The sequence below is a fragment of the Asticcacaulis solisilvae genome (genome assembly GCF_052327315.1).
GTDB classification, from domain to species: Bacteria; Pseudomonadota; Alphaproteobacteria; order Caulobacterales; family Caulobacteraceae; genus Asticcacaulis; species Asticcacaulis solisilvae_B.
On sequence record NZ_CP166196.1, the window covers coordinates 1,163,054 to 1,182,773 of the forward strand.

Genomic DNA, 19,720 nt, shown 5'->3' on the forward strand with positions numbered 1-19,720 from the left:
TCAGAGCCTTGCCTGCATCGGCGCGATGCCGGAAGGCCCTTCGCGCAGAGCGCATTCAAAGGTGTCAGATCGCACAGGACGATGGCTAACACTCGGAATAATCTGTGAAATCTGTGTAATCTGTGGATCCCCTCCTTTTTCTCAGCCCCCGAGCGCGATCTGATCCAGGGTTTTCGCGGGCGTGATGGCCTGCGGATCGAGGAAGCAGTGCAGGATGGCAGGCAGGCCGGACGCCTGGGCGCGCTTGAAGGCCGGGAGGAATTCGTCGGTCGTCTTTACCGTCTCGCCATGGCCGCCGAAGGCGCGGGCGTACGCGGCAAAGTCGGGATTGCTCAACCCCGTGCTGACGACGCGGTGCGGATAGTCGCGTTCCTGATGCATGCGGATCGTGCCGTACATGCCGTTGTCGACGACGATGACGATGACCGGGATGCCGTACTGCACGGCGGTGGCGAACTCGTTGCCGTGCATCAGGAAGCAGCCGTCGCCGGCAAAGACCACGACGGTGCGATCCGGAAAGAGCCGTTTCGCCATCACGCCTGACGGCACGCTGTAACCGACGCTGCCCGAGGTCGGCGCGGCTTGGGTATTGGGAAGCGTGTGCCGCCAGTAGCGATGGACCCAGATGGCGTAGTTTCCGGCACCGTTGCACACGATGGTGTCGGCGGGGACTGCGGCGAACAGTTGCCGGACCGCGTCGCCGTACTGGAAATCGCCCGGAATGCGCGGCGGCGCGCCCGTCCAGGTCAGGTAATCCATATGGGCGTTTTCGGTTTGCGTCGCCCACGGAAGATCGAGCGGCGCCTTCATCCAGCTCAGCGAGCCCGCAAACGATGACGGATCGCAGACAATGCCGAGCGAGGGTGGATAGACGCGGCCGATCTCGTTAGCGTCGGGGAAGACGTGAACGATCTTCTGTTTCGGGACGGGACAATCGATGAGGGTATAGCCGGCCGACGGCACCTCGGCCATGCGCGCGCCGAGCAGGATCAAAAGGTCCGCGGACCTGACGCGTTCGGCAAGTTTCGGATTCTGACCGAAGCCGAGGTCGCCGGCATAGGACGGGTGCGTGGCGGGGAAAAGGGCCGTGCGGCGGAACTCGGTCGCCACCGGAATTTTGAAGCGCGCGGCGAAGTCGGCGATGGCAGAACACCCGTCGGCACTCCAGCCACTGCCCCCCAGGATGACCATCGGGCGTTCCGCTGCCCGTAGCAACGCCTCCAATTGCTGGAACTGGACGATCGACAATTCGGGTTTTACGGGCGTAAGAACGGGCGTGTCGGCCACTTCGGCCGCGTCGGTCAGGACGTCTTCGGGCAGTGAGACGACGACCGGGCCGGGGCGGCCCTGGGTCGCCACCGCGAAGGCGCGGGCGACGATTTCGGGGATGCGTTTGACGTCGTCAATCTCGACGGCCCACTTGGCGACGCTGCCGAAGACGGCTTCGTAGTCCATCTCCTGGAAGGCGCCACGTCCGCGGAAGGCGCGCTCGACCTGACCGATGAACAGGATCATCGGCGACGAATCGTGCTGGGCGATATGGACGCCGTGGGCGGCATTCATGGCGCCGGGGCCGCGCGTGACAAAGCAGATGCCGGGTTTGCCGGTCAGCTTGCCGGCGGTTTCGGCCATGATCGCCGCGCCGCCTTCGTGGCGGCAGACCATGACGTCGATATCGGCGTCGTGCATGGCGTCGAGCGCCGCCAGGAAGCTTTCACCCGGCACGCAGGTGACGCGGTCGACACCCTGGATCAACAGTTGATCGATAAGAATTTTGCCGCCGTTTCTGGACGTCATGACCGGTCTTTCCATAAGTCTTGCCCCGAACCGAGCCTCGGGCTGGGCGTATCGGCCGCCATGCGCACGCCGTCGATCACGATCGGCGAGGCGATGCCCGATACCGTCGATCCGTCCGCGCCGACAAGGTCGAGCTTCATGCCGCGATGGACGATTTGCGGGTCGTTGAACACGTCCTCGACGCGGTTGATCGGGCCGGCGGGAACGCCTGCCGCTTCGAGCCGCGCCAACAGATCGCTCCGTGTCCAGGTCTTCAGACGCGGTTGAAGTTCTGCTTCAAGTTCAGCGCGATGGGCGACACGCGCGCTGTTCGTCCGGTAGAGGTCAGAGTCGAAAAGGTGAGTCGCGTCAAGCACCTGGCACAATGTCCTGAACTGCGAATCGTTGCCCACGGCGACGATGACGTGACCGTCGGCGACGGCGAAAACCTGGTAGGGCGCGATATTGGGATGGGCGTTGCCGAGGCGCGAGGGGGACTTTCCCGATGCCAGGTAGTTCATGCCCTGGTTGGCCAGGATGGACGCCGCCGTATCGAACAGCGCCATGTCGATATGGCAGCCTTCGCCCGTCGTGGCACGGCCATGCAAGGCGGCGAGAATCGCGTTGGCGGTGTAAAGCCCGGTGAAAATATCGACGACCGCGACCCCGACCTTCTGCGGTTGGCCGTCGGGATCGCCCGTAATGTCCATCAACCCGCCCATGCCCTGCAGGATATAGTCATAGCCGGCGCGCTGGGCGTAGGGACCGTCCTGGCCGAATCCCGTGATCGAAGCGTATATCAACCGTTGATTTATTCCCCGAAGCGACGAATAGTCGAGGCCGTATTTCGCCAGTCCGCCGACCTTGAAGTTCTCGATCAGCACGTCGGCCTCGGATGCCAACCCGCGAATTGCGGTCTGGCCCTCAGGCGAGTCGAGCGCAATGGCGACCGACGACTTGCCGCGGTTGCAGCTATGGAAATAGGCCGCGCCCCACGCCTTGCCCGCCGCATCGGTGACGAAGGGCGGGCCCCAGGTGCGGGTATCGTCGCCCACACCCGGACGTTCGACCTTGATGACCTCGGCGCCGAGGTCGGCCAGCAACTGCCCGCACCACGGCCCCGCCAGAATGCGCGCCAGTTCGAGAACGCGGACGCCGGAGAGGGGCTTCATGCGGCAAACATCCGTAAAGTCGTCATGCGATCAGAAAAACGCCTGCAAGCCAGTCTGGCCGCGGCCGAGAATCAGGGCGTGGACGTCGTGCGTACCTTCGTAGGTATTGACCGTCTCCAGGTTCTGGGCGTGGCGCATGACGTGGAACTCTTCGTGGATGCCGTTGCCGCCGTGCATGTCGCGCGCCATGCGGGCGATGTCGAGCGCCTTGCCGCAGTTATTGCGCTTGATCAGGCTGATCATCTCGGGCTGGACCTGGCCGGCATCGAACAACTGACCCACGCGCAAAGCGGCGTGAAGGCCGAGTGTGATCTCGGTCTGCATGTCGGCCAGCTTTTTCTGGAAAAGCTGGGTCTGGGCCAGGGGGCGGCCGAACTGGTGGCGGTCGAGGCCGTACTGCCGGGCGCGGTGCCAGCAGTCCTCCGCCGCGCCCATTGCCCCCCAGGCAATGCCGTAGCGCGCGCGGTTGAGACAGCCAAACGGTCCCTTCAGCCCTGTGGCATTGGGCAGCAGGTGATCTTCGGAGACCTCGACGCCGTCCATGACGATCTCGCCGGTAATCGAGGCGCGCAAAGACAGCTTACCGTGGATTTTGGGCGCCGACAGGCCGGGCATACCCTTGTCGAGCACGAAGCCCTTGATCTGGCCGTCATGCGCATCGGACTTGGCCCAGACGACGAAGACGTCGGCGATCGGCGAGTTCGAAATCCACATCTTGGTGCCGGTCAGGCGGTACCCCCCGTCGATCTTCTCGGCGCGGGTGCGCATCGATCCCGGATCGGAACCGGCGTCGGGCTCAGTCAGGCCGAAACAGCCGACCCATTCGCCGCTGGCCAGTTTCGGCAGGTACTTCGTGCGCTGCGCTTCGGACCCGTAGGCGTGGATCGGATACATGACCAGCGACGACTGCACGCTCATCATCGAGCGGTAGCCGCTGTCGACGCGTTCGACCTCGCGCGCCACCAGGCCGTAGGCGACGTAGGATGCGCCGGCGCCGCCGTACTGTTCCGGCAAGGTCGCGCCGAGCAGGCCTAGCGACCCCATCTCGTTGAAGATGGCGCGGTCGGTGTCTTCCTCGGCATAGGCCTTGATGACGCGCGGCATCAGCGCGCTTTGCGCGTAGTCGCGCGCCGCTTCGGAAATGGCGCGTTCTTCATCCGACAGCAGCCCCGACAGCAGCAGCGGGTCGTCCCAGGCGAAGGCGGCTTTTTGCGTATCAGACATCGAAGGTCACGCCCTGGGCCAGCGGCAGGGTGCTGCCGTAATTGATGGTGTTGGTAGCGCGGCGCATATAGGCGCGCCAGGCGTCGGAGCCCGATTCGCGCCCGCCGCCGGTTTCCTTTTCCCCGCCGAAGGCGCCGCCGATTTCGGCGCCCGACGTGCCGATATTGACATTGGCGATGCCGCAGTCCGAACCCGCCGCCGACATGAACAATTCGGCCTCACGCACGTCGTTGGTGAAGATCGACGACGACAGGCCGGCGCCGACCCCGTTCTGCCAGGCGATCGCCTGGTCGAGCGTTGAATAGCGCATGACATAGAGGATCGGCGCGAAGGTCTCGCGCAGCATCGGGCCGGCATGGTCTTTCATTTCGACGATGGCCGGGCGGACATAGTAGCTGTCGTCGCCTGAGACCATGACGCGTTCGCCGCCGGTGACGATGCCGCCCGCGGCGCGTGCTTCGTCGAGCGCCTTATTGAAACCATCGAAGGCCGCCTTGTCGATCAGCGGCCCGACCAGGGTGCCGTCTTCCAGCGGATGGCCAACCTTGACCGAGGCATAGGCGGCCTTGAGGCGCGGCAAAAGCGTGTCGTGGATGCTGTCGTGCAGGAACAAACGGCGAAGCGTCGTACAACGCTGCCCGGCGGTGCCCATGGCGGCAAAGGCGACGCCGCGCAGGGTCAGGTCGAGATCGGCCGTGGGCGCGACGATGACGGCATTGTTGCCGCCGAGTTCGAGGATCGAGCGGGCGAAGCGCGCCGCCAGTTTCGGACCGACGGCGCGGCCCATGGCGGTCGAGCCGGTCGCCGAGACCAGGCGGACGTCTTCGTGGTCGACCAGGATTTCGCCGGTTTCGCGGGCGCCGATCAGCAGCGCAGACAAACCCTCGGGGGCATCAAAGCCGTCATTGACGTAACGCTTGAGCGCACGCTCGAAAATGGCGTGGGTGGCCAGCGCGGTCAGCGGCGACTTTTCAGAGGGCTTCCACACGATAGAATTGCCGCAGACCAGGGCCAGGGCGGCGTTCCACGCCCAGACCGCGACCGGGAAGTTGAAGGCCGAGATGATGCCGACGACGCCCAGCGGATGCCAGGTTTCCATCATGCGGTGCTGGGCGCGTTCGGTGGCGATGGTCAGGCCGTAGATCTGGCGCGACAGGCCGACGGCGAAATCGCAGATGTCGATCATCTCCTGGACTTCGCCCAGGCCTTCCGACGTGACCTTGCCGACTTCGAGCGAAACAAGCCGGCCCAGCTCCGCCTTGTGCGCGCGCAGTTCCTCGCCGAACAGGCGGACCAGTTCGCCGCGCTTGGGCGCCGGCACGGTGCGCCATTGCAGAAAAGCGGCCTGCGCCCTGTCGATCTGCGCCTTGGCGTCGGGGGCCGAGGTTTCCGGCACGTTGGCGATCAGGCCTCCGTCTACAGGAGAGCGGACTGCGAGTGTGCCGAAGCTCCAGGATTTCCGGTTCACTCCGAGTGAAGACAATAGAGCGGATACGTCTTCGGTTGTCTTTGTTGCTTCAGAAATCATGATCGGCCTCGATTGTCGCGTGTTGCTGGACCCCTCCACCGCTTCGCGGTCCCCCTCCCCACGCTGCGCGTAGGGAGGAGACGCTCGTTTCTCCTCCCCATCGAAGATGGGGAGGGGGACCGCGAAGCGGTGGAGGGGTAATTATGGACCGATTCAGAGGCGCGCATTGTCAAAACCTAGCATCGGTCAAATGGACGGCCTGGGCGCCGACCTCGTAGAAAACTTCTTTCACCGTCCGCATCTTCGCTTCGTGCGGCGCGGTGACGGGCAGGGGCAGGGCGTCTTCGGGACGCTCGCCCGCGATATGTTCGGCCAGGGTCCGGCCCATGACGGTGCCGGGGGCGATTCCCCGGCCATTATAACCGCAAACGGCGATGACGCGGTCGGCGAAACGGTGAAAGCGCGGCAGGTTGTCGTCGGTCATGCCGATCTGGCCGTACCATTCGGCCTCGAAGCCGACGGGGCCGATCTGCGGGAAGATGCGGCGGAGCGCGCGCAGCGCCCAGTCGCGGTGGATCGCTTCGCCCATGCCTTTGAGAGCGCCGACGCTGCCGAAGACGAGGCGGCCGCGTGCATCCATACGGAAGGAGCTCAGGACTTCCTTGGTGTCCCACGCGCCCTGACCACCTGGCAGGATCGAAGCGCGGATGTCTTCCGGCAGCGGCGTGGTGGCGCAGTTGAAATAGGGCAGGTGGACCTGTTCGCGGCGGATGACTTCCCAAGGCCCTTGCGCATAGGCGTCGGTCGCCATGACCACCCAGCCGGCGGTGACGGAGCCCGCGTCCGTCATCACCCGCCAGCGTCCGGTGCCGGCTTCGACGCGCGTCACGGCCGAATCGGTATGGATCATCGCGCCTTCGCTAAGCGCCGCTTTCGCCAGACCGCGCACGTAGGCCAGCGGCTGGATCGTACCGGCGCGTTGATCGAGCAGTGCCGCCGAATAGGCCGAAGATCCGACCATGGTTTTCGTCTCATCCGCCGACAGCAGGCGGACCGGCGCGCCACGCGCCTGCCACTGCGCCTCGCGGGCTTTCAACTCATCGAGCCCTGCTTGGCCGACCGCGCAATGCAAGGTGCCTTCGGTGCGAAGCTCACACGGAATGTTGTAGGTCTTGACGATATCGAAGACGGCGGCGGGCGCGTCGCCCAGCAGTTTCAGCAGGCGGTCGCCATAGACCGGGCCTAAAACCTTCGGCAGCTCATCCGGCATGACCCACATGCCGGCATTGACCAGGCCGACATTGCGCCCGGCGCCGCCGAAGCCGACGTCGCGCGCTTCGAGCACCACGGCGCGGATGCCATTCTTCGCCAGGTGAAGCGCCGCCGACAGGCCCGTATAGCCGCCACCGACGATGCACACGTCCGCCATGACATCGCCGGTCAGCGGCCCGGTCAGGGGCGCGTCCGGGGCGGTCATCGCCCAAAGTCCGTGCGTGGTGGAAGATTGCGACATGAAACGACAAGTTTATTCTGTTTCGGACTATTTTAGCCGCTATAATGGCCAGGAATACCGCTTAATCGGACTTAAGTCATTCCGTTTAGGAATATTAGCTGATTTGGAATAATGCTCGCTCCCCGTCGCTTCCTGCCGTCGCTGTCCCACCTCCAGGCGTTCGAGGCCGCCGCCCGCACGGGCTCGGTCACGGCGGCGGCGCGCGAACTGAACCTGACGCAGAGCGCGGTCAGCCGCCAGATCAAGGCGCTGGAAGAGCAGTTGGAAGTCGAGCTGTTCCACCGTGAGCGCCAGACGATCCGGTTGACACCGGGTGGCGAAGCCTATGCCCGCGATATCCGCGACGCCTTGAAAAAGATCGGGACGGCGTCGCTGAACCTGCGCGCCAATCCTTTGGGCGGCACGCTCAACCTCGCCATCCTGCCGACCTTCGGGACGCGCTGGCTGGCGCCGCGCCTGCCGTCGTTCCTGGCCGGTAATCCAGGCATCACGCTGAACCTGATGACGCGGCTGACCGTGTTCGACTTCGCGCTGGAGCCGGTCGATGCCGCCATCCATCACGGCATGGGACAGTGGCGCGGCGCCGAAACCGCGTTGCTGCGGGAAGAGTATGTCGTGCCGGCGTGCAGCCCTGAGTTGTTGGCGCGGTACGGTTTTAAGACACCGGCCGACCTGAGGCAGGCGCCGCTGCTGCATATGACGACGCGGCCCGACGCCTGGGAACGCTGGCTGCGTCTGCACGATGTCGCCGACGAACACGTCCAGGGCATGCTGTTCGACCAGTTCGCCACGGTGGCGCAGGTGGCGCGCTCGGGGCTTGGCGTGGCGCTTCTGCCGACCTTTCTGATCGAGGAAGAACTGCGCACCGGCCAACTGGTTCGCGCCCTGCCCGACGCCGGCGAAATGAAAAGCGCCGAAGCCTATTACCTGGCCTGGCCGCACGAGCGCGCCGGGCATCCGCCGCTGGTTGCCTTCCGCGACTGGCTGTTGGCGGAGACGCAGGCTTACCGATGAAGAAAGTAAGAAACCCCACCACCACGGCTTCGCCGCGGTCCCCCTCCCCATTTTCTGCGAAAACGGGGAGGTGCAAGACACTACGATCTCTTGTACCTCCCCGTCGCGAAGCGATGGGGAGGGGGACCGCACGACTGAGGTATTGCGTCAGCAATAGCGAAGGAGATGTCGTGGTGGGGTTTCTTGAACGATTTCAGGAGACTCCGAATGCGCATCTATTCCCGTGAAGACGTCATCAAGGCCTTGCCGTACGACCGTTTGGTGGCCGAACTGCCGCGCCGCTTGCTTGGCGGTGCGGAGGCACCCCAGCGCCACGTCCATACAGTGGCGCAGCCGGGCGAACCCGACGCGTCGCTGCTCATGATGCCGGCGTGGAGTGCGTCGGGGGGCGGCGGTGTCAAGATCGTCAATGTGACGCCGGGCAATGTCGGGCGGGGTATTCCGGCGGTGACGGCCAGCTATCTGCTGTTCGACGCTGTGACGGGCGAGCACAAGGCGCTGCTCGACGGTGGCGAACTGACGGCGCGCAGGACAACTGCCGTCGCAGCGGTAGCCGCGGAACGTCTGGCGCGCGGCGATGCGCATCGACTGCTGTTGGTCGGGTCGGGTCGGATCGCGACGGAGCTCGCTTTCGCCTACCGCGCTGTCCGCGATATCCGCCGCGTCTGGGTCCATAGCCCGACGCAGAAAAACGCCGAGCGCTTGGCACAGCACCTGCGAGACAACGGCTTCGACGCCCAGGCCTGTGACGATGTGCAGGACGCCGTCCACGACGCCGATATCGTGGCGTGCGCGACGCTGAGCAAGGAACCGATCGTGCGAGGGCTCTGGCTGAAACCCGGCCAGCACGTGGCGCTGATCGGTGGCTACCTGGCCGATATGCGCGAGGCCGACGACGAGGCGATCTCGCGCGCCGCTGTCTGGGTCGATACCCTGGCGGCGCTGAAGGAGGCGGGAGATGTGATGGGTTTGTCGGAAGCCGACATCAAGGGCACGTTGTTCGACCTGTGTGGTCTGGGCGTGGTCGACGGCCGCGAGGATCTGGTCACCGTCTTCAAGAGCGTGGGCGATGCGTCGCAGGATCTGGCGGCTGCGGCCATTGCGTTGGATGGGCAGTAAGAAAATCTCCTCCCCACGCTCCGCGCAGGGAGGAGAAAAGTCTCAAATCCCGGTCCAATCGAGCACGATCTTGCCGGATTGGCCTGAACGCATCAGGTCGAAACCCTGCTGAAAGGCCACCGCGGGCAGGCGGTGCGTGATGATGCGTTCCAGCGGGAAGCCCGCCTCGATCAGGCCCAGCATGCGCTTCCAGGTGTCGAACATCTGCCGGCCGTAGACGCCGCGCACGGTCAACGCCTTCATGATGACGCTCGACCAGTCGAACGGAACCGCACCCGCGGGGATGCCCAGCAAAGTCAGGTCGCCGCCCATGCGCAGGTGCTCGATCGCCTGCGGGATGGCGGGTTTGGCGCCGCTCATTTCGAGTGCGACGTCATAGCCGTTCGCGACGCCCAGTTCATGACGGACGTCGTTCAGGTCTTCCTGCGACACATCGACCGTGCGGATATCGGCGACGCGGCCGGCCAGGTCGAGGCGGTACGGATTGATATCGGTCAGTGTCACCGAGCGCGCGCCGGCAAAGCGCGCTACGGCGGCGGCCATGATGCCGATCGGCCCGGCGCCGGTCACCAGCACGTCGCGGCCCATGACATTGGTCTGCTGCACGGTGTGGACGGCATTGCCGAAGGGGTCGAGGATGGCGCCGAGTTCGTTCGACACGCGCTCGGGCAACGGGATGACGTTGAACGCCGGCACGGCGACGAAGCGCGCAAAGGCGCCGGGGCGATTGACGCCGATACCTTGCGTTGTCGGGTCGAGGTGGAACTGGCCCAGCCGCGCGGCGTCCGAGTCGAGGTCGATGACGTGGCCTTCGGCCGAGACGCGCATGCCTAGCTTGAGCGGCCGTGTCACGCGCGATCCGATCGCGGCGATGGTGCCTGAGAATTCGTGCCCCGTGATCATCGGTACGGGCACGGTCTTTTGCGCCCAGTCGTCCCAGTTATAGATGTGGACGTCGGTGCCGCAGATGGCGGTATGCGTCACCTCGATCAGCACTTCGTCGGGGGCAATCTCGGGCACAGGCGCCTCGGTTTGCCACAGGCCGGGCTCGGGCTTCAGCTTGGCCAGGGCTGCCATGGTGGCGGGCAGGCGGACGGTATCGGCGGTCAGGGGCTTCACGTCGTCGCTCATGCCAGCACCCCCAGTTCGAGCGCGCACGCCGAGAAGGCTGCAACAGCACCGTCGATCTGCGCGAAGGTATGCGCGGCCGACATCTGGGTGCGGATGCGCGCCTGGCCGTCGGGGACGACAGGATAGGAAAAACCGATGACGTAGACGCCGTGGTCGAGCAGGCGCGCGGCCAGGGCTTGCGCCAGCTTGGCGTCGCCCAGCATGACCGGGATGATCGGGTGGCTGCCGGGAAGGAGCCTGAAGCCCGCCTTCTGCATGCCGGCGCGAAAGCGTTGCGCATTCGTCGTCAGGCGCTCGCGCAGGTCATCGCCGGCTTCGGCCAGGTCGATCGCCTTGAGCGACGATCCGGTCACGGCCGGCGCCAGGGCATTGGAAAAGAGATAGGGGCGGGCGCGCTGGCGCAGCAGATCGATGACGGGTTTGCGCGCCGCGATATAGCCCCCCATGGCGCCCCCCAGGGCCTTGCCGAAAGTGCCGGTCAGAATGTCGACGCGGTCAGCGACCTTGAGGCGGTGAGCCGTCCCTGAGCCTTTCGGGCCGACAAACCCCGTGGCATGGCAGTCGTCTACCATGATCAACGCGTCATACCGGTCGGCCAGTTCGGCGATGCCGTCGAGCGGCGCGAAATAGCCGTCCATCGAAAAGACGCCGTCGGTGGCGATCATGATGGTGCGGGCGCCATTGGCGCGGGCGGCCTTCAGCTGGGTTTCGAGGTCGTCGAGGTCGGCGTTTTTGAAGCGGTACTTCTTTGCCTTGCACAGGCGCACGCCGTCGATGATCGAAGCGTGGTTCAGGCTGTCCGATACGATGGCGTCCTCTTCGCCGAGCAGGGGCTCGAAAACAGCTGCGTTGGCGTCGAAGCAGGCGGCGAACAGGATGGCGTCTTCCTTGCCGACATAAGACGCAATGCGCGCTTCCAGTGCCTTATGCAGATCCTGCGTCCCGCAGATAAAGCGCACGCTGGCCATACCGGCGCCGTGGGTGCGCATGGCTTCGCGGCCGGCTTCGATGACGTCCGTATGATCGGCCAGGCCGAGATAGTTGTTGGCGCAGAAGTTGACGACCTCGCGTCCGTCTTTCAGCTTAAGGGAAGGGCGCTGCATCGACGCGATGACGTGTTCGGGCTTGGTCAGGCCGCGCGCGGCGATGTCGTCGAGCGTATCGGTGACGCGTGTATAGAAGCCAGCGCGCATAGGCACCTCCGGTTCGCGATAACCAAAAACGTAAGGGCGGGCGATCCATTCGATCGCCCGCCCCTGAGACTGTAGTCTATAACGAAGTTGGTTGCAATTGCAACCGTATTGGATTGTCAGGCAGCACCGCGTTGCGGCAAGGTCATTTCGGCCAACATGGCGCTGAGGTGTTCGCTGTGATTGCCGCGGCGCCCGCCGATCACAGGCTCGGCCGGACGCGGATGCGCCAGGCGGGCCTCATGCAGCACGGCGTTGATGCGGGCGTCGTATTCTGCGCGCAGGGCGGTCTTGTCGACGGCGATGCCCCGGGCCAGCAGGTCGTCGTCGATCTCGTCCATCATGAACAGTTCGTCGATGAAGCGCGACAGCATATCCAGGCTTATGACCAGGCGCTTGTGGCAGACGACGCGGCTGTCGCCCATGCGCACCATCCATTCGCGGCAGAAGGCGACATGGCCGGCGACTTCGCGGACGCTTTTGTCGGCGATATGCGCCAGGCTGCGGTCGGCCGAATGCGTCAGCGCTTCGAGCATCAGCAATTGCCAGTTCGAGAACAGGAACTGGCGGGCCAGGGTCTGGGCGAAGTCGCCGTTCGGCTGCTCGACCAGCAGGCAGTTGTGATAGTCGGGCGGATTGCGGCGGAAGGCCAGGGTATCGGCGTCCTGGCCCTTGCCCTCCATGCGGGCGGCCAGGCTCAGGAAGTCGGTGGCCTGGCCGACCAGGTCGAGCGCCAGGCTCGACAGGCCAAGATCGATTTCGTGATTGGGCGCGTGGCCGCACCAGGCACTCAGGCGTTGACCGAGGATAAGTGCGTCGTCACCCAGACGGTAGGTGTATTCGAGCAAACGGTCCTGCATTTGTCTCATTCTCCCTTTATTGTCGAGACAAGAACAGTGGTGCTTTGGATGCCGGCGTTATGCTGCGCACAAAAGTTCGCAGCAAAAGACCCTCAATTTTTGAAGGATTAGCGCAAGAGGCGAACATTGCTCCGCTATTTTGGCCCTTTCGCGTGTCGCGGGAGGGGCAATCCGGGGAGTCGGGTACGCCGGTCGGCATGTGGCACATTCTCTTGTTCTATGGTCCGCAAGGTACAGATATCCGCCTGTAACGTCAATTTGGAAACTGACATTTATGTCAATTTTATTTAATCGCCATATTTCCGTCGTGGAGGTGTCGTTTTTCGGCCCTATATCCTGACTTTATGCTGCACTTTTTGTGCAACATTCCGAGGCGAGCGATGCTTGCCTTTCGCGGTTGCATTGGTTACCAGTTCTGACCCCGGACGAGATGCGCCGTACCCGGTCACGACAAGACGACGCGCCACATTCGGAGCCGTCATGCTGACCAAAATCCCCCGCCGTACCCTGGCGACCTGCGCCGTCCTCATCTCCATCCTGTCGGTCCAGGCCGGCGCCACCTTCGGCAAGCACCTGTTCCCGATCGTCGGCGCGGAAGGCACGACGGCCCTGCGCCAGGGTTTCGCCGCCCTGATCCTGCTGGCCATCTTCCGGCCGTGGCAAAACGGTCCGGCGCGCAAGGACTGGGGCGTGCTCCTGCTCTATGCCGTGATCATGGGGGTGATGAACCTGGTCTTCTATATGGGCATTGCGCGTGTGCCGCTGGGTATCGGCGTGGCCATCGAATTCCTGGGGCCGCTGACCGTGGCGGTGCTGACCTCGCGCCGGGCCGTCGACTTTATCTGGATCGCCTGTGCGGCGGCCGGCCTGGTCATTTTGCTGCCGTGGCATGGCGGCAGCGGCGCGCTCGATCCGGTCGGTGTCTTCTGGTGCGCGTGCGCGGCCGTATGCTGGGGCCTCTATATCATCGTCGGCCAGCGCGTCAGCGACCGCGTCCACGGTGGCAAGGCGGTGGCGCTGGCCATGGCGATCACGACGGTCTTCACCCTGCCGATCGGCATAGCGACGGCGGGCGCCACGCTTTTCTCGGGATCGGTGCTGTTATGGGGGATCGCGGTCGGCATCCTGTCGAGCGCCATTCCCTATACGCTTGAGATGCTGGCGTTGAAGCACCTGCCGGCCAAGACCTTCAGCCTGATGATGAGCCTTGAGCCGGCGGCCGGCGCCATCCTGGCCTTCCTGATCGTCGGCGAAAAGCTGACCCTGATGCAGGTCGTGGCGATTGCCCTGGTGGTCACGGCGTCGGCTGGCTCGAGCCTGACCGCACGGCGGGCGACGAATGAGGCGGCGACTTAAACCGTGACGATCTGTCCGTCGCGGACGCTTACCGGCCACGGCGTCAGGCTGCGGCCGGCGCACGGACCGCCGACGCAATAGCCGTCGGAGATGCGGAACAGGGCGCCGTGCCAGCCGCACGAAATATAGTCGCCCTGCGGTGTCAGATATTCGTCGAGCGCTTCGGCCAGCGGCATGCCGGCGTGCGGGCAGCGGTCGACATAGCCATGGACGCGCGCGCCTTCGCGCACGACGAAGCCGTGGAAATGCGCCTCGCCGATTTCCAGCACGAAATTGCGGGCCTTGCCGTCCGCGATCAGGTCGAGCGGTCCCAGCGTCACACCGGCGGGCGTCGCGTAAACACGGTTCATGCGTCGGCGGGCGGATCGGCGTCCGGCTGATGCTGCGGCTGGGCGCGGGCAAAGGCCGGCAGGTCGAGACAGGCCTGGTTGACCGCGCGGATCAGCGGCCAGGGCGCGAGGTCGAGATTGACGCGACCGGCGTTCAGCACCTGCGGAACCAGGCAGCAATCGGCCAGGGTCGGCCGGTCGCCGAAGGCGAAGCCCGCGCCGTGGCGGCCGATCAGTTCCTCGATGGCGTCGAAGCCCGAGGCGATCCAGCGCCGGCACCAGGCGTCGAGCGCCGCCTGGTCGGCGCCGAACTCGGCCTTCAGGTACTTCTGAATGCGCAGATTGTTGAGCGGGTGGATATCGGCGACGACAGCTGAAACAAGCGCGCGGACGTGGGCGCGGTCGATCGGCGCCTTCGGCAACAGCGGCGGATTGGGATGTGTTTCTTCAAGCCACTCCAGGATGGCCACGCTCTGCGTCAGGATGTGATCGCCGTCATCCAGCGCGGGGACCAGGCCTTGCGGATTGATCGCCTTGTAGGCCGGGGTCGACTGCTGGTCGGTGCGCAGGTCGTGGCCGACCGTCTCATAGTCGAGGCCCTTGAGATTGAGCGCGATGCGCACGCGATAGACGGCGGACGAACGCCAGTAGCTGTGGAGACGGAGCATGTTACCTCGCGGGCAAAATCATCGCTGTGCAGCCGCCAAAGCCAATGGAAGCGAATCCCGGCGCTTCGGCGTGCGCGCCTAATGTAATGGCGTCGCCGTCGGCAAGGAAGGTGCGTGTTTCGCCTGAAGGCAATTCAACGGGGGATTTTCCCCCCTGGCTTAGTTCAAGCAGGCTGCCCGAGGCGTCAGGTGTCGGGCCCGACAGGGTGCCGGTGCCGAGCAGGTCGCCGGTTTCCAGGTTGCAGCCGCTGGACGCGTGGTGCGTCACCATTTGCGCCACCGTCCAGTACATATGGCGGGCGTGGCTTTGGCTTAAGACCTGCGGCGGCAGGCCAAGCTCTCGCATCTTCGTGGTCTGTATGGTGACGGTTAGGCCAAGGTTCAAACCGCCACGGGCCTGGTCGTCGTCGCTCCACAGATAGGGCAGGGGGCGCGGATCGCCTTCGGGGCGGGGCGCTTGCGCCGCGCGGAACGGGGCCAGCGCTTCGGGCGTGACGATCCATGGCGAAATCGTCGAATGGAAATTTTTGGCGAGGAACGGCCCCAGCGGTTGGTACTCCCAAGCCTGGAGATCGCGCGCCGACCAGTCGTTGAGCAGGCAGAAGCCGCCGATATGGTTATGCGCCTCGGTGATGGGAATGGGGGAGCCGAGAGGGTTGCCCTGGCCGATAAGGACGCCAAGTTCAAGCTCGAAATCGAGTCGTTTGCTGGGGCCGAAGGTCGGGGTGTCGGCGTCGGGCGCCTTTGTCTGGCCGGACGGGCGAACGACGGGAATGCCCGACGGGCGGATCGACGAGGCGCGGCCGTGATAGCCGATCGGCACGTGCTTGTAATTGGGCAGCAGCGGGTTGTCGGGGCGGAAGAGCGCGCCGACCTGGGTCGCGTGATGGATGCCGACATAAAAGTCGGTGTAGTCGCCGATGCGGCAAGGCAGATGGAGCGTGCAGTCGGCAGTGGCGAACAGGTACGGTTCGGCGGCGGCTTGGTATTGCGTGTCGGTCAGGAGGCGCGACAGCTGCTGACGCAGGCTTTTGCGCAAAGCTGGCGTTGCCAGGATGGTGGCGACGTCGGCGGGCGCTTCGTTGAGCAGACCGGCGGCGACCAGCGCCTGAAGATCGAGAACATGATCGCCGATGGCGACGCCCGGGCGCGGTGCTTCATTGGGCGGGCTGAACGTGCCGAATGGCAGGTTCTGTACGGGAAAGTCGGCGTGGCCGTCCGCCCCCGGCACCCAGGACGACAGCTTGGGATCATGGGTCTGGTCGATGGAGGGAGACGGTGCCAATTCAGAAAACCTTTGGAACTGCCTTCCTTCCCCGTTTACGGGGAAGGTGGCTGTGAGCGGAGCGAGCAGACGGAAGGGGGAAGGTGGCAGACAGGGGCGCGGGCATTTCCCGCAGTCCCCCCTTCCGTCTCCCCTTCGCTAAGCTGCGGGGAGCCACCTTCCCCGTAAACGGGGAAGGAGATAGAATCCAATCTTCGTTCAGGATGCGGAATTTGGTCCCTCCGCCTTCGGAAATCCGTGCCAGCAAGCGTCATAGTCGCTTTGTAGCGTCGGCGACGCCATGGCAAAGGCGCTGGGGCGCAGGGGCAGGCGGGTCTCGAACATGAAGGCCATGGTGCCGGTGATCTTGTGCGGTTTCAACTCGGCGGCGACCGCCTTGCGCCAGGACTCGACATCGGGACCGTGGGCGTTCATGCAGCTGTGCAGGGATGCGCCGCCGGGCGCGAAGCCGCCGGCCTTGGCGTCGTAGGCGCCGTCGATTAACCCCATGAACTCGCTCATGACGTTGCGGTGGAACCAGGGCGGGCGGAAGGTGTGTTCGGCGACCATCCAGCGCGGCGGGAAGATGACGAAGTCGCAGGCTGCCGTGCCGGGTGTTTCGGATGGCAAAGTCAGGACCGTGAAGATCGACGGATCGGGGTGGTCGAAGCTGACCGTATTGATCGTGTTGAAGCGCGTCAGATCATAGCGGTATGGCGCATGATTGCCGTGCCAGGCGACGACGTCGAGCGGCGAGTGACCGAGCGTTGTTGTCCACCATCGGCCGCCAAACTTCTGCACAAGCTCGGTCGGTTCGTCGCGGTCTTCATAGGCGGCGACCGGTGTTTCGAAATCGCGGCTGTTGGCCAGGCCGTTGGCGCCGATGGGGCCCAGCTCAGGCAGACGGAACGGAGCGCCATGGTTTTCCAGAACATAGCCTGAAGCCGGGCCGCTGCGTTCGACGCGGAAGCGCACGCCGCGCGGGATGATGCCGATGCTTAGAGGGGCAAGGTCGAGCCTTCCCATTTCGGTGAAAATGGAAATGTCGCCGGATTGCGGAACGATCAGAAGCTCCCCGTCGGCGTCGAAGGCGACGCGGGTCATGGACCGGTTGGCGGCATATAGATAGATGGTGACGCCTGACTGCGACAGAGGATCTCCGTTGCCGGCAAAGGCTTGCAGGCCGTCGATAAAATCTTTCTCGTCTTCCGGAAGTGTTTGCGGCGACCAGCGCAGTCGGTTGGGCGTGGCCGCCGCCCATTCGGGTGCGGCGCCGAGTGGGGTGAACGGGGGATGGCCGGCCGAAGGGCGCAGGCGATACAGCCAGCTGCGCCGGTTTTCGCTGCGGGGTGCTGTGAAAGCGGTGCCGGACAGCTGTTCGGTATAGAGGCCGAAAGGAACGTTCTGCGGGGCGTTCTGGCCAACGGGCAGGGCGCCGGGGACGGCCTCCGTGGCGAAATGGTTTCCGAAGCCGGTCATGTATGTGGTCATGTGAGTTCGGTCCAAAGTAAGAAACCCCACCACCACATCTCCTTCACCCTTGCTTCGCAAGGGCTCAGTCGTGCGGTCCCCCTCCCCATCGCTTCGCGACGGGGAGGTGTATTTAAGCGACCTTGATAACGCCGCGGCGAATCTGGTCGAGTTCGATCGATTCGAACAGGGCCTGGAAATTGCCGTTGCCGAAACCCTGATTGCCCTTGCGCTGGATGATCTCGAAGAAGATCGGCCCGAAGGTGTTTTCCGTAAAGATCTGCAGCAGGATGCCGTCTGCCGCCCCGCCGTCGATGAGGATGCGGTTCCGGCGCAAACGCTCCAGGTCCTCGCCATGGCCGGGCACGCGTTTGTCGACCAGGTCGTAATAGGTGTCGATCGTGTCCTGAAGCTTGACGCCGTTGGCGCGCAAGGCTTCGACCGTGGCGTAGATATCGTCGGTCGACAGGGCGATGTGCTGGATGCCTTCGCCATTGTATTCGCGCAGAAATTCCTCGATCTGGCTGGTGTCGTCCTGGCTTTCGTTGAGCGGGATGCGGATACGGCCGTCGGGCGCGATCATCGCCTGGCTGAACAGGCCGGTCGCCTGGCCCTTGATGTCGAAATACTTCTGTTCCTCGAAGCCGAAGACCTGTGCGTAAAACGACGACCAGGTGCGCATCTGGCCGCGCGCCACATTGTGCGTCAGGTGGTCGATCTCCAGAAAGCCGACGCCCGGGCCGGCGTCGGCCAGTTTCGTCCAGCCGGCAAACGGATTTGCATCGATCAGATAGAGCAGGGATCCGCCGATGCCTTGCAGGACCGGAACGTTTGCGAACGCCGCATCTGCCGTTTCAGCCGCCACGGCGCCTTGCCGCAGGGCCAGTTCGTACGCTTTGGCGGCATCTTTAACGCGAAAGCCCATGCCATTGGCGGACGGCCCGTGCCGGGCGGCGAAGCGCGCGGCCTGGGGTGAGCCCGCCGTATTCAGAACGAAGTCGACACCACCCTGGTTGAACAGGGTAAGCGCACGGTCGGGATGGCGCGCCACGGCGGTAAAGCCGAGCGCTTCCAGCTGTCCGGCCATGGCGGCCGTGTCGGGGCCGGTGAACTCGACGAAGGCAAAACCGTCGAGACCGGCAGCGTTGCGCGTAATGTCTGTCCCGGACATGCAGCCCTCCGTCACGTATTGGTAACAAATGAAACTATGCGCCTTTTTCCAAGGCTGGCAACTTTTTTTTGGTGATTGTCGGATATCGTCGATCACAACGACGTAAAATCAGTACGGGAGGTGTACGCATGAACGACCAATATCCGCTTTACATCGCTCTGCGCGACCTGATGGTTCGCGCGGCTCCTGCAATGAAGATCGGCAAGGACGTCGTCGGCGAATGTACGGTCAATGTTCCGACGGCGACCATGGCGTCCAAGGACCCGGTCTGGTTCGGAACCGTCCGGCTGACGGGCCACAAGGTGTCCTACTATCTGCCGGCGCTGGGCATGCGCGAAGGCCGCGACGTTCCCGTGCCTGAGGCGCTGAAAGAGCGCGCTCAGACCAGGACGTGCTTTACCTTTGCGGATATCGAGCCCGACCGTTTCGCCGAACTTGAGACCGTGACGCGTGCTGTCGCGCAAGCCTTTGCGGCTTAAAGACCGAACAAAAAAGGAAACGCCTTGCGGCCGTCTGACTTTCGTCAGGCGGCCGTCGCGTTTTTGCCCGTGCCCTTGAAGACCAGGAAGATGAAGACCGCCATGGCCAGCAGGGTCAGGATCGAACCGATGCCGACGACCGGCGGGAACCACGGCTGGTTCAGGTGCGCACCCGCGATGCCGGCGGCCAGCAGGACGATGCCGACCAGCTGAAGCCCGTAGTGGATGGTGGTGAATTTGCCCCAAAGGGCCGGACGGCTGTTGTAGAACAGGCCTGCGATGCACATCAGCACGCCGCCGGCGAGGTTGATGTGCGCGTGGACCGGCGCCAGCGTGAAGTCTTCCTTCGCGCCCATATAGATGCCAAGACACATGCCGAGCGCGAGGATGATCACCCCCGTGCGGAGAAAGATATTACCGTTCATTTTTGGCCCCCTGATTAGCCATAAAGTAAAGACTCTACGCGTTACCTTCGCGGAAGGTACCGTTGCCGCCGACTCGGTTCAAGATGAAACG

18 protein-coding genes and 1 riboswitch are annotated in these 19,720 nt (G+C 64.3%); of the genes, 4 read left to right on the forward strand and 14 right to left on the reverse strand.

Annotated features, from left to right (window positions below; all coding sequences use genetic code 11):
- Positions 1–141: 141 nt before the first annotated feature.
- The 5 genes from AB8717_RS05410 to AB8717_RS05430 form a co-directional block, all read right to left on the reverse strand.
- The gene (locus tag AB8717_RS05410) at positions 142–1,797 is read right to left on the reverse strand and encodes a thiamine pyrophosphate-binding protein (RefSeq protein ID WP_443750011.1); all 1,656 of its coding nucleotides are present in this window, start codon (positions 1,795–1,797) and stop codon (positions 142–144) included.
- On the reverse strand, positions 1,794–2,948 hold the full coding sequence (locus AB8717_RS05415) for a CaiB/BaiF CoA transferase family protein (RefSeq protein WP_443750012.1): 1,155 nt from the start codon (positions 2,946–2,948) through the stop codon (positions 1,794–1,796). Before AB8717_RS05415 ends, AB8717_RS05410 begins: the two co-directional genes overlap by 4 nt.
- A gap of 30 nt (positions 2,949–2,978) precedes the next feature.
- Positions 2,979–4,172: an acyl-CoA dehydrogenase gene (locus AB8717_RS05420; RefSeq protein WP_443750013.1), complete on the reverse strand. Its 1,194-nt coding sequence runs from the start codon at positions 4,170–4,172 to the stop codon at positions 2,979–2,981.
- Positions 4,165–5,700, reverse strand: a complete 1,536-nt coding sequence (amaB, locus tag AB8717_RS05425) for an L-piperidine-6-carboxylate dehydrogenase (RefSeq protein WP_443750014.1) — start codon at positions 5,698–5,700, stop codon at positions 4,165–4,167. The genes AB8717_RS05420 and amaB overlap by 8 nt, the downstream gene beginning before the upstream one ends.
- 169 nt (positions 5,701–5,869) lie before the next feature.
- Entirely contained in the window at positions 5,870–7,117 is a 1,248-nt protein-coding gene (locus AB8717_RS05430; protein WP_443750015.1) for an NAD(P)/FAD-dependent oxidoreductase, read from the reverse strand.
- Between the two features lie 147 nt (positions 7,118–7,264).
- Between AB8717_RS05430 and AB8717_RS05435 the strand changes: the two genes are divergently transcribed.
- Positions 7,265–8,167: a LysR family transcriptional regulator gene (locus AB8717_RS05435; RefSeq protein WP_443750016.1), complete on the forward strand. Its 903-nt coding sequence runs from the start codon at positions 7,265–7,267 to the stop codon at positions 8,165–8,167.
- Between the two features lie 207 nt (positions 8,168–8,374).
- A complete protein-coding gene (locus tag AB8717_RS05440; RefSeq protein WP_443750017.1) occupies positions 8,375–9,286 on the forward strand; it encodes an ornithine cyclodeaminase family protein in 912 nt (303 codons plus the stop codon).
- A gap of 42 nt (positions 9,287–9,328) precedes the next feature.
- Here the strand turns inward: AB8717_RS05440 and tdh are convergent, their stop codons facing one another.
- The 3 genes from tdh to paaC all read right to left on the reverse strand — a co-directional run bounded on the left by tdh (position 9,329) and on the right by paaC (position 12,467).
- Entirely contained in the window at positions 9,329–10,417 is a 1,089-nt protein-coding gene (gene tdh, locus AB8717_RS05445) for an L-threonine 3-dehydrogenase (protein WP_443750018.1), read from the reverse strand.
- Positions 10,414–11,610, reverse strand: a complete 1,197-nt coding sequence (locus AB8717_RS05450; protein ID WP_443750019.1) for a glycine C-acetyltransferase — start codon at positions 11,608–11,610, stop codon at positions 10,414–10,416. The genes tdh and AB8717_RS05450 overlap by 4 nt, the downstream gene beginning before the upstream one ends.
- A gap of 116 nt (positions 11,611–11,726) precedes the next feature.
- The gene (paaC, locus tag AB8717_RS05455) at positions 11,727–12,467 is read right to left on the reverse strand and encodes a 1,2-phenylacetyl-CoA epoxidase subunit PaaC (RefSeq protein ID WP_443750020.1); all 741 of its coding nucleotides are present in this window, start codon (positions 12,465–12,467) and stop codon (positions 11,727–11,729) included.
- 399 nt (positions 12,468–12,866) lie between these two features.
- A riboswitch (guanidine-III (ykkC-III) riboswitch) is annotated at positions 12,867–12,932 on the forward strand.
- Positions 12,933–12,947: 15 nt separating this feature from the next.
- Here paaC and AB8717_RS05460 point away from each other — a divergent pair.
- Positions 12,948–13,823, forward strand: a complete 876-nt coding sequence (locus AB8717_RS05460; protein WP_443750021.1) for an EamA family transporter — start codon at positions 12,948–12,950, stop codon at positions 13,821–13,823.
- On the opposite strand, the gene AB8717_RS05465 is transcribed toward AB8717_RS05460, so the two are convergent.
- The 5 genes from AB8717_RS05465 to hppD form a co-directional block, all read right to left on the reverse strand.
- Positions 13,820–14,173 (reverse strand): Rieske (2Fe-2S) protein, encoded by a 354-nt coding sequence (locus AB8717_RS05465; RefSeq protein ID WP_443750022.1) that lies wholly within the window; start codon positions 14,171–14,173, stop codon positions 13,820–13,822. The two genes, AB8717_RS05460 and AB8717_RS05465, sit on opposite strands and share 4 nt — an antisense overlap.
- A complete protein-coding gene (gene maiA / locus AB8717_RS05470; RefSeq protein WP_443750023.1) occupies positions 14,170–14,820 on the reverse strand; it encodes a maleylacetoacetate isomerase in 651 nt (216 codons plus the stop codon). The genes AB8717_RS05465 and maiA overlap by 4 nt, the downstream gene beginning before the upstream one ends.
- Before the next feature lies 1 nt (position 14,821).
- Positions 14,822–16,105 carry a fumarylacetoacetase gene (fahA, locus tag AB8717_RS05475; RefSeq protein WP_443750024.1) on the reverse strand — a complete coding sequence of 428 codons (1,284 nt, stop codon included), beginning with the start codon at positions 16,103–16,105 and terminating at the stop codon, positions 14,822–14,824.
- A gap of 198 nt (positions 16,106–16,303) precedes the next feature.
- On the reverse strand, positions 16,304–17,575 hold the full coding sequence (gene hmgA, locus AB8717_RS05480; RefSeq protein WP_443750025.1) for a homogentisate 1,2-dioxygenase: 1,272 nt from the start codon (positions 17,573–17,575) through the stop codon (positions 16,304–16,306).
- A 112-nt stretch (positions 17,576–17,687) separates the two neighbouring features.
- Positions 17,688–18,725 carry a 4-hydroxyphenylpyruvate dioxygenase gene (hppD, locus tag AB8717_RS05485; RefSeq protein ID WP_443750026.1) on the reverse strand — a complete coding sequence of 346 codons (1,038 nt, stop codon included), beginning with the start codon at positions 18,723–18,725 and terminating at the stop codon, positions 17,688–17,690.
- Between the two features lie 128 nt (positions 18,726–18,853).
- Here hppD and AB8717_RS05490 point away from each other — a divergent pair, with 128 nt between their 5' ends.
- Positions 18,854–19,204 (forward strand): hypothetical protein, encoded by a 351-nt coding sequence (locus AB8717_RS05490; RefSeq protein ID WP_443750027.1) that lies wholly within the window; start codon positions 18,854–18,856, stop codon positions 19,202–19,204.
- Between the two features lie 44 nt (positions 19,205–19,248).
- On the opposite strand, the gene AB8717_RS05495 is transcribed toward AB8717_RS05490, so the two are convergent.
- The gene (locus AB8717_RS05495) at positions 19,249–19,629 is read right to left on the reverse strand and encodes a hypothetical protein (RefSeq protein ID WP_443750028.1); all 381 of its coding nucleotides are present in this window, start codon (positions 19,627–19,629) and stop codon (positions 19,249–19,251) included.
- Positions 19,630–19,720 lie beyond the last annotated feature (91 nt).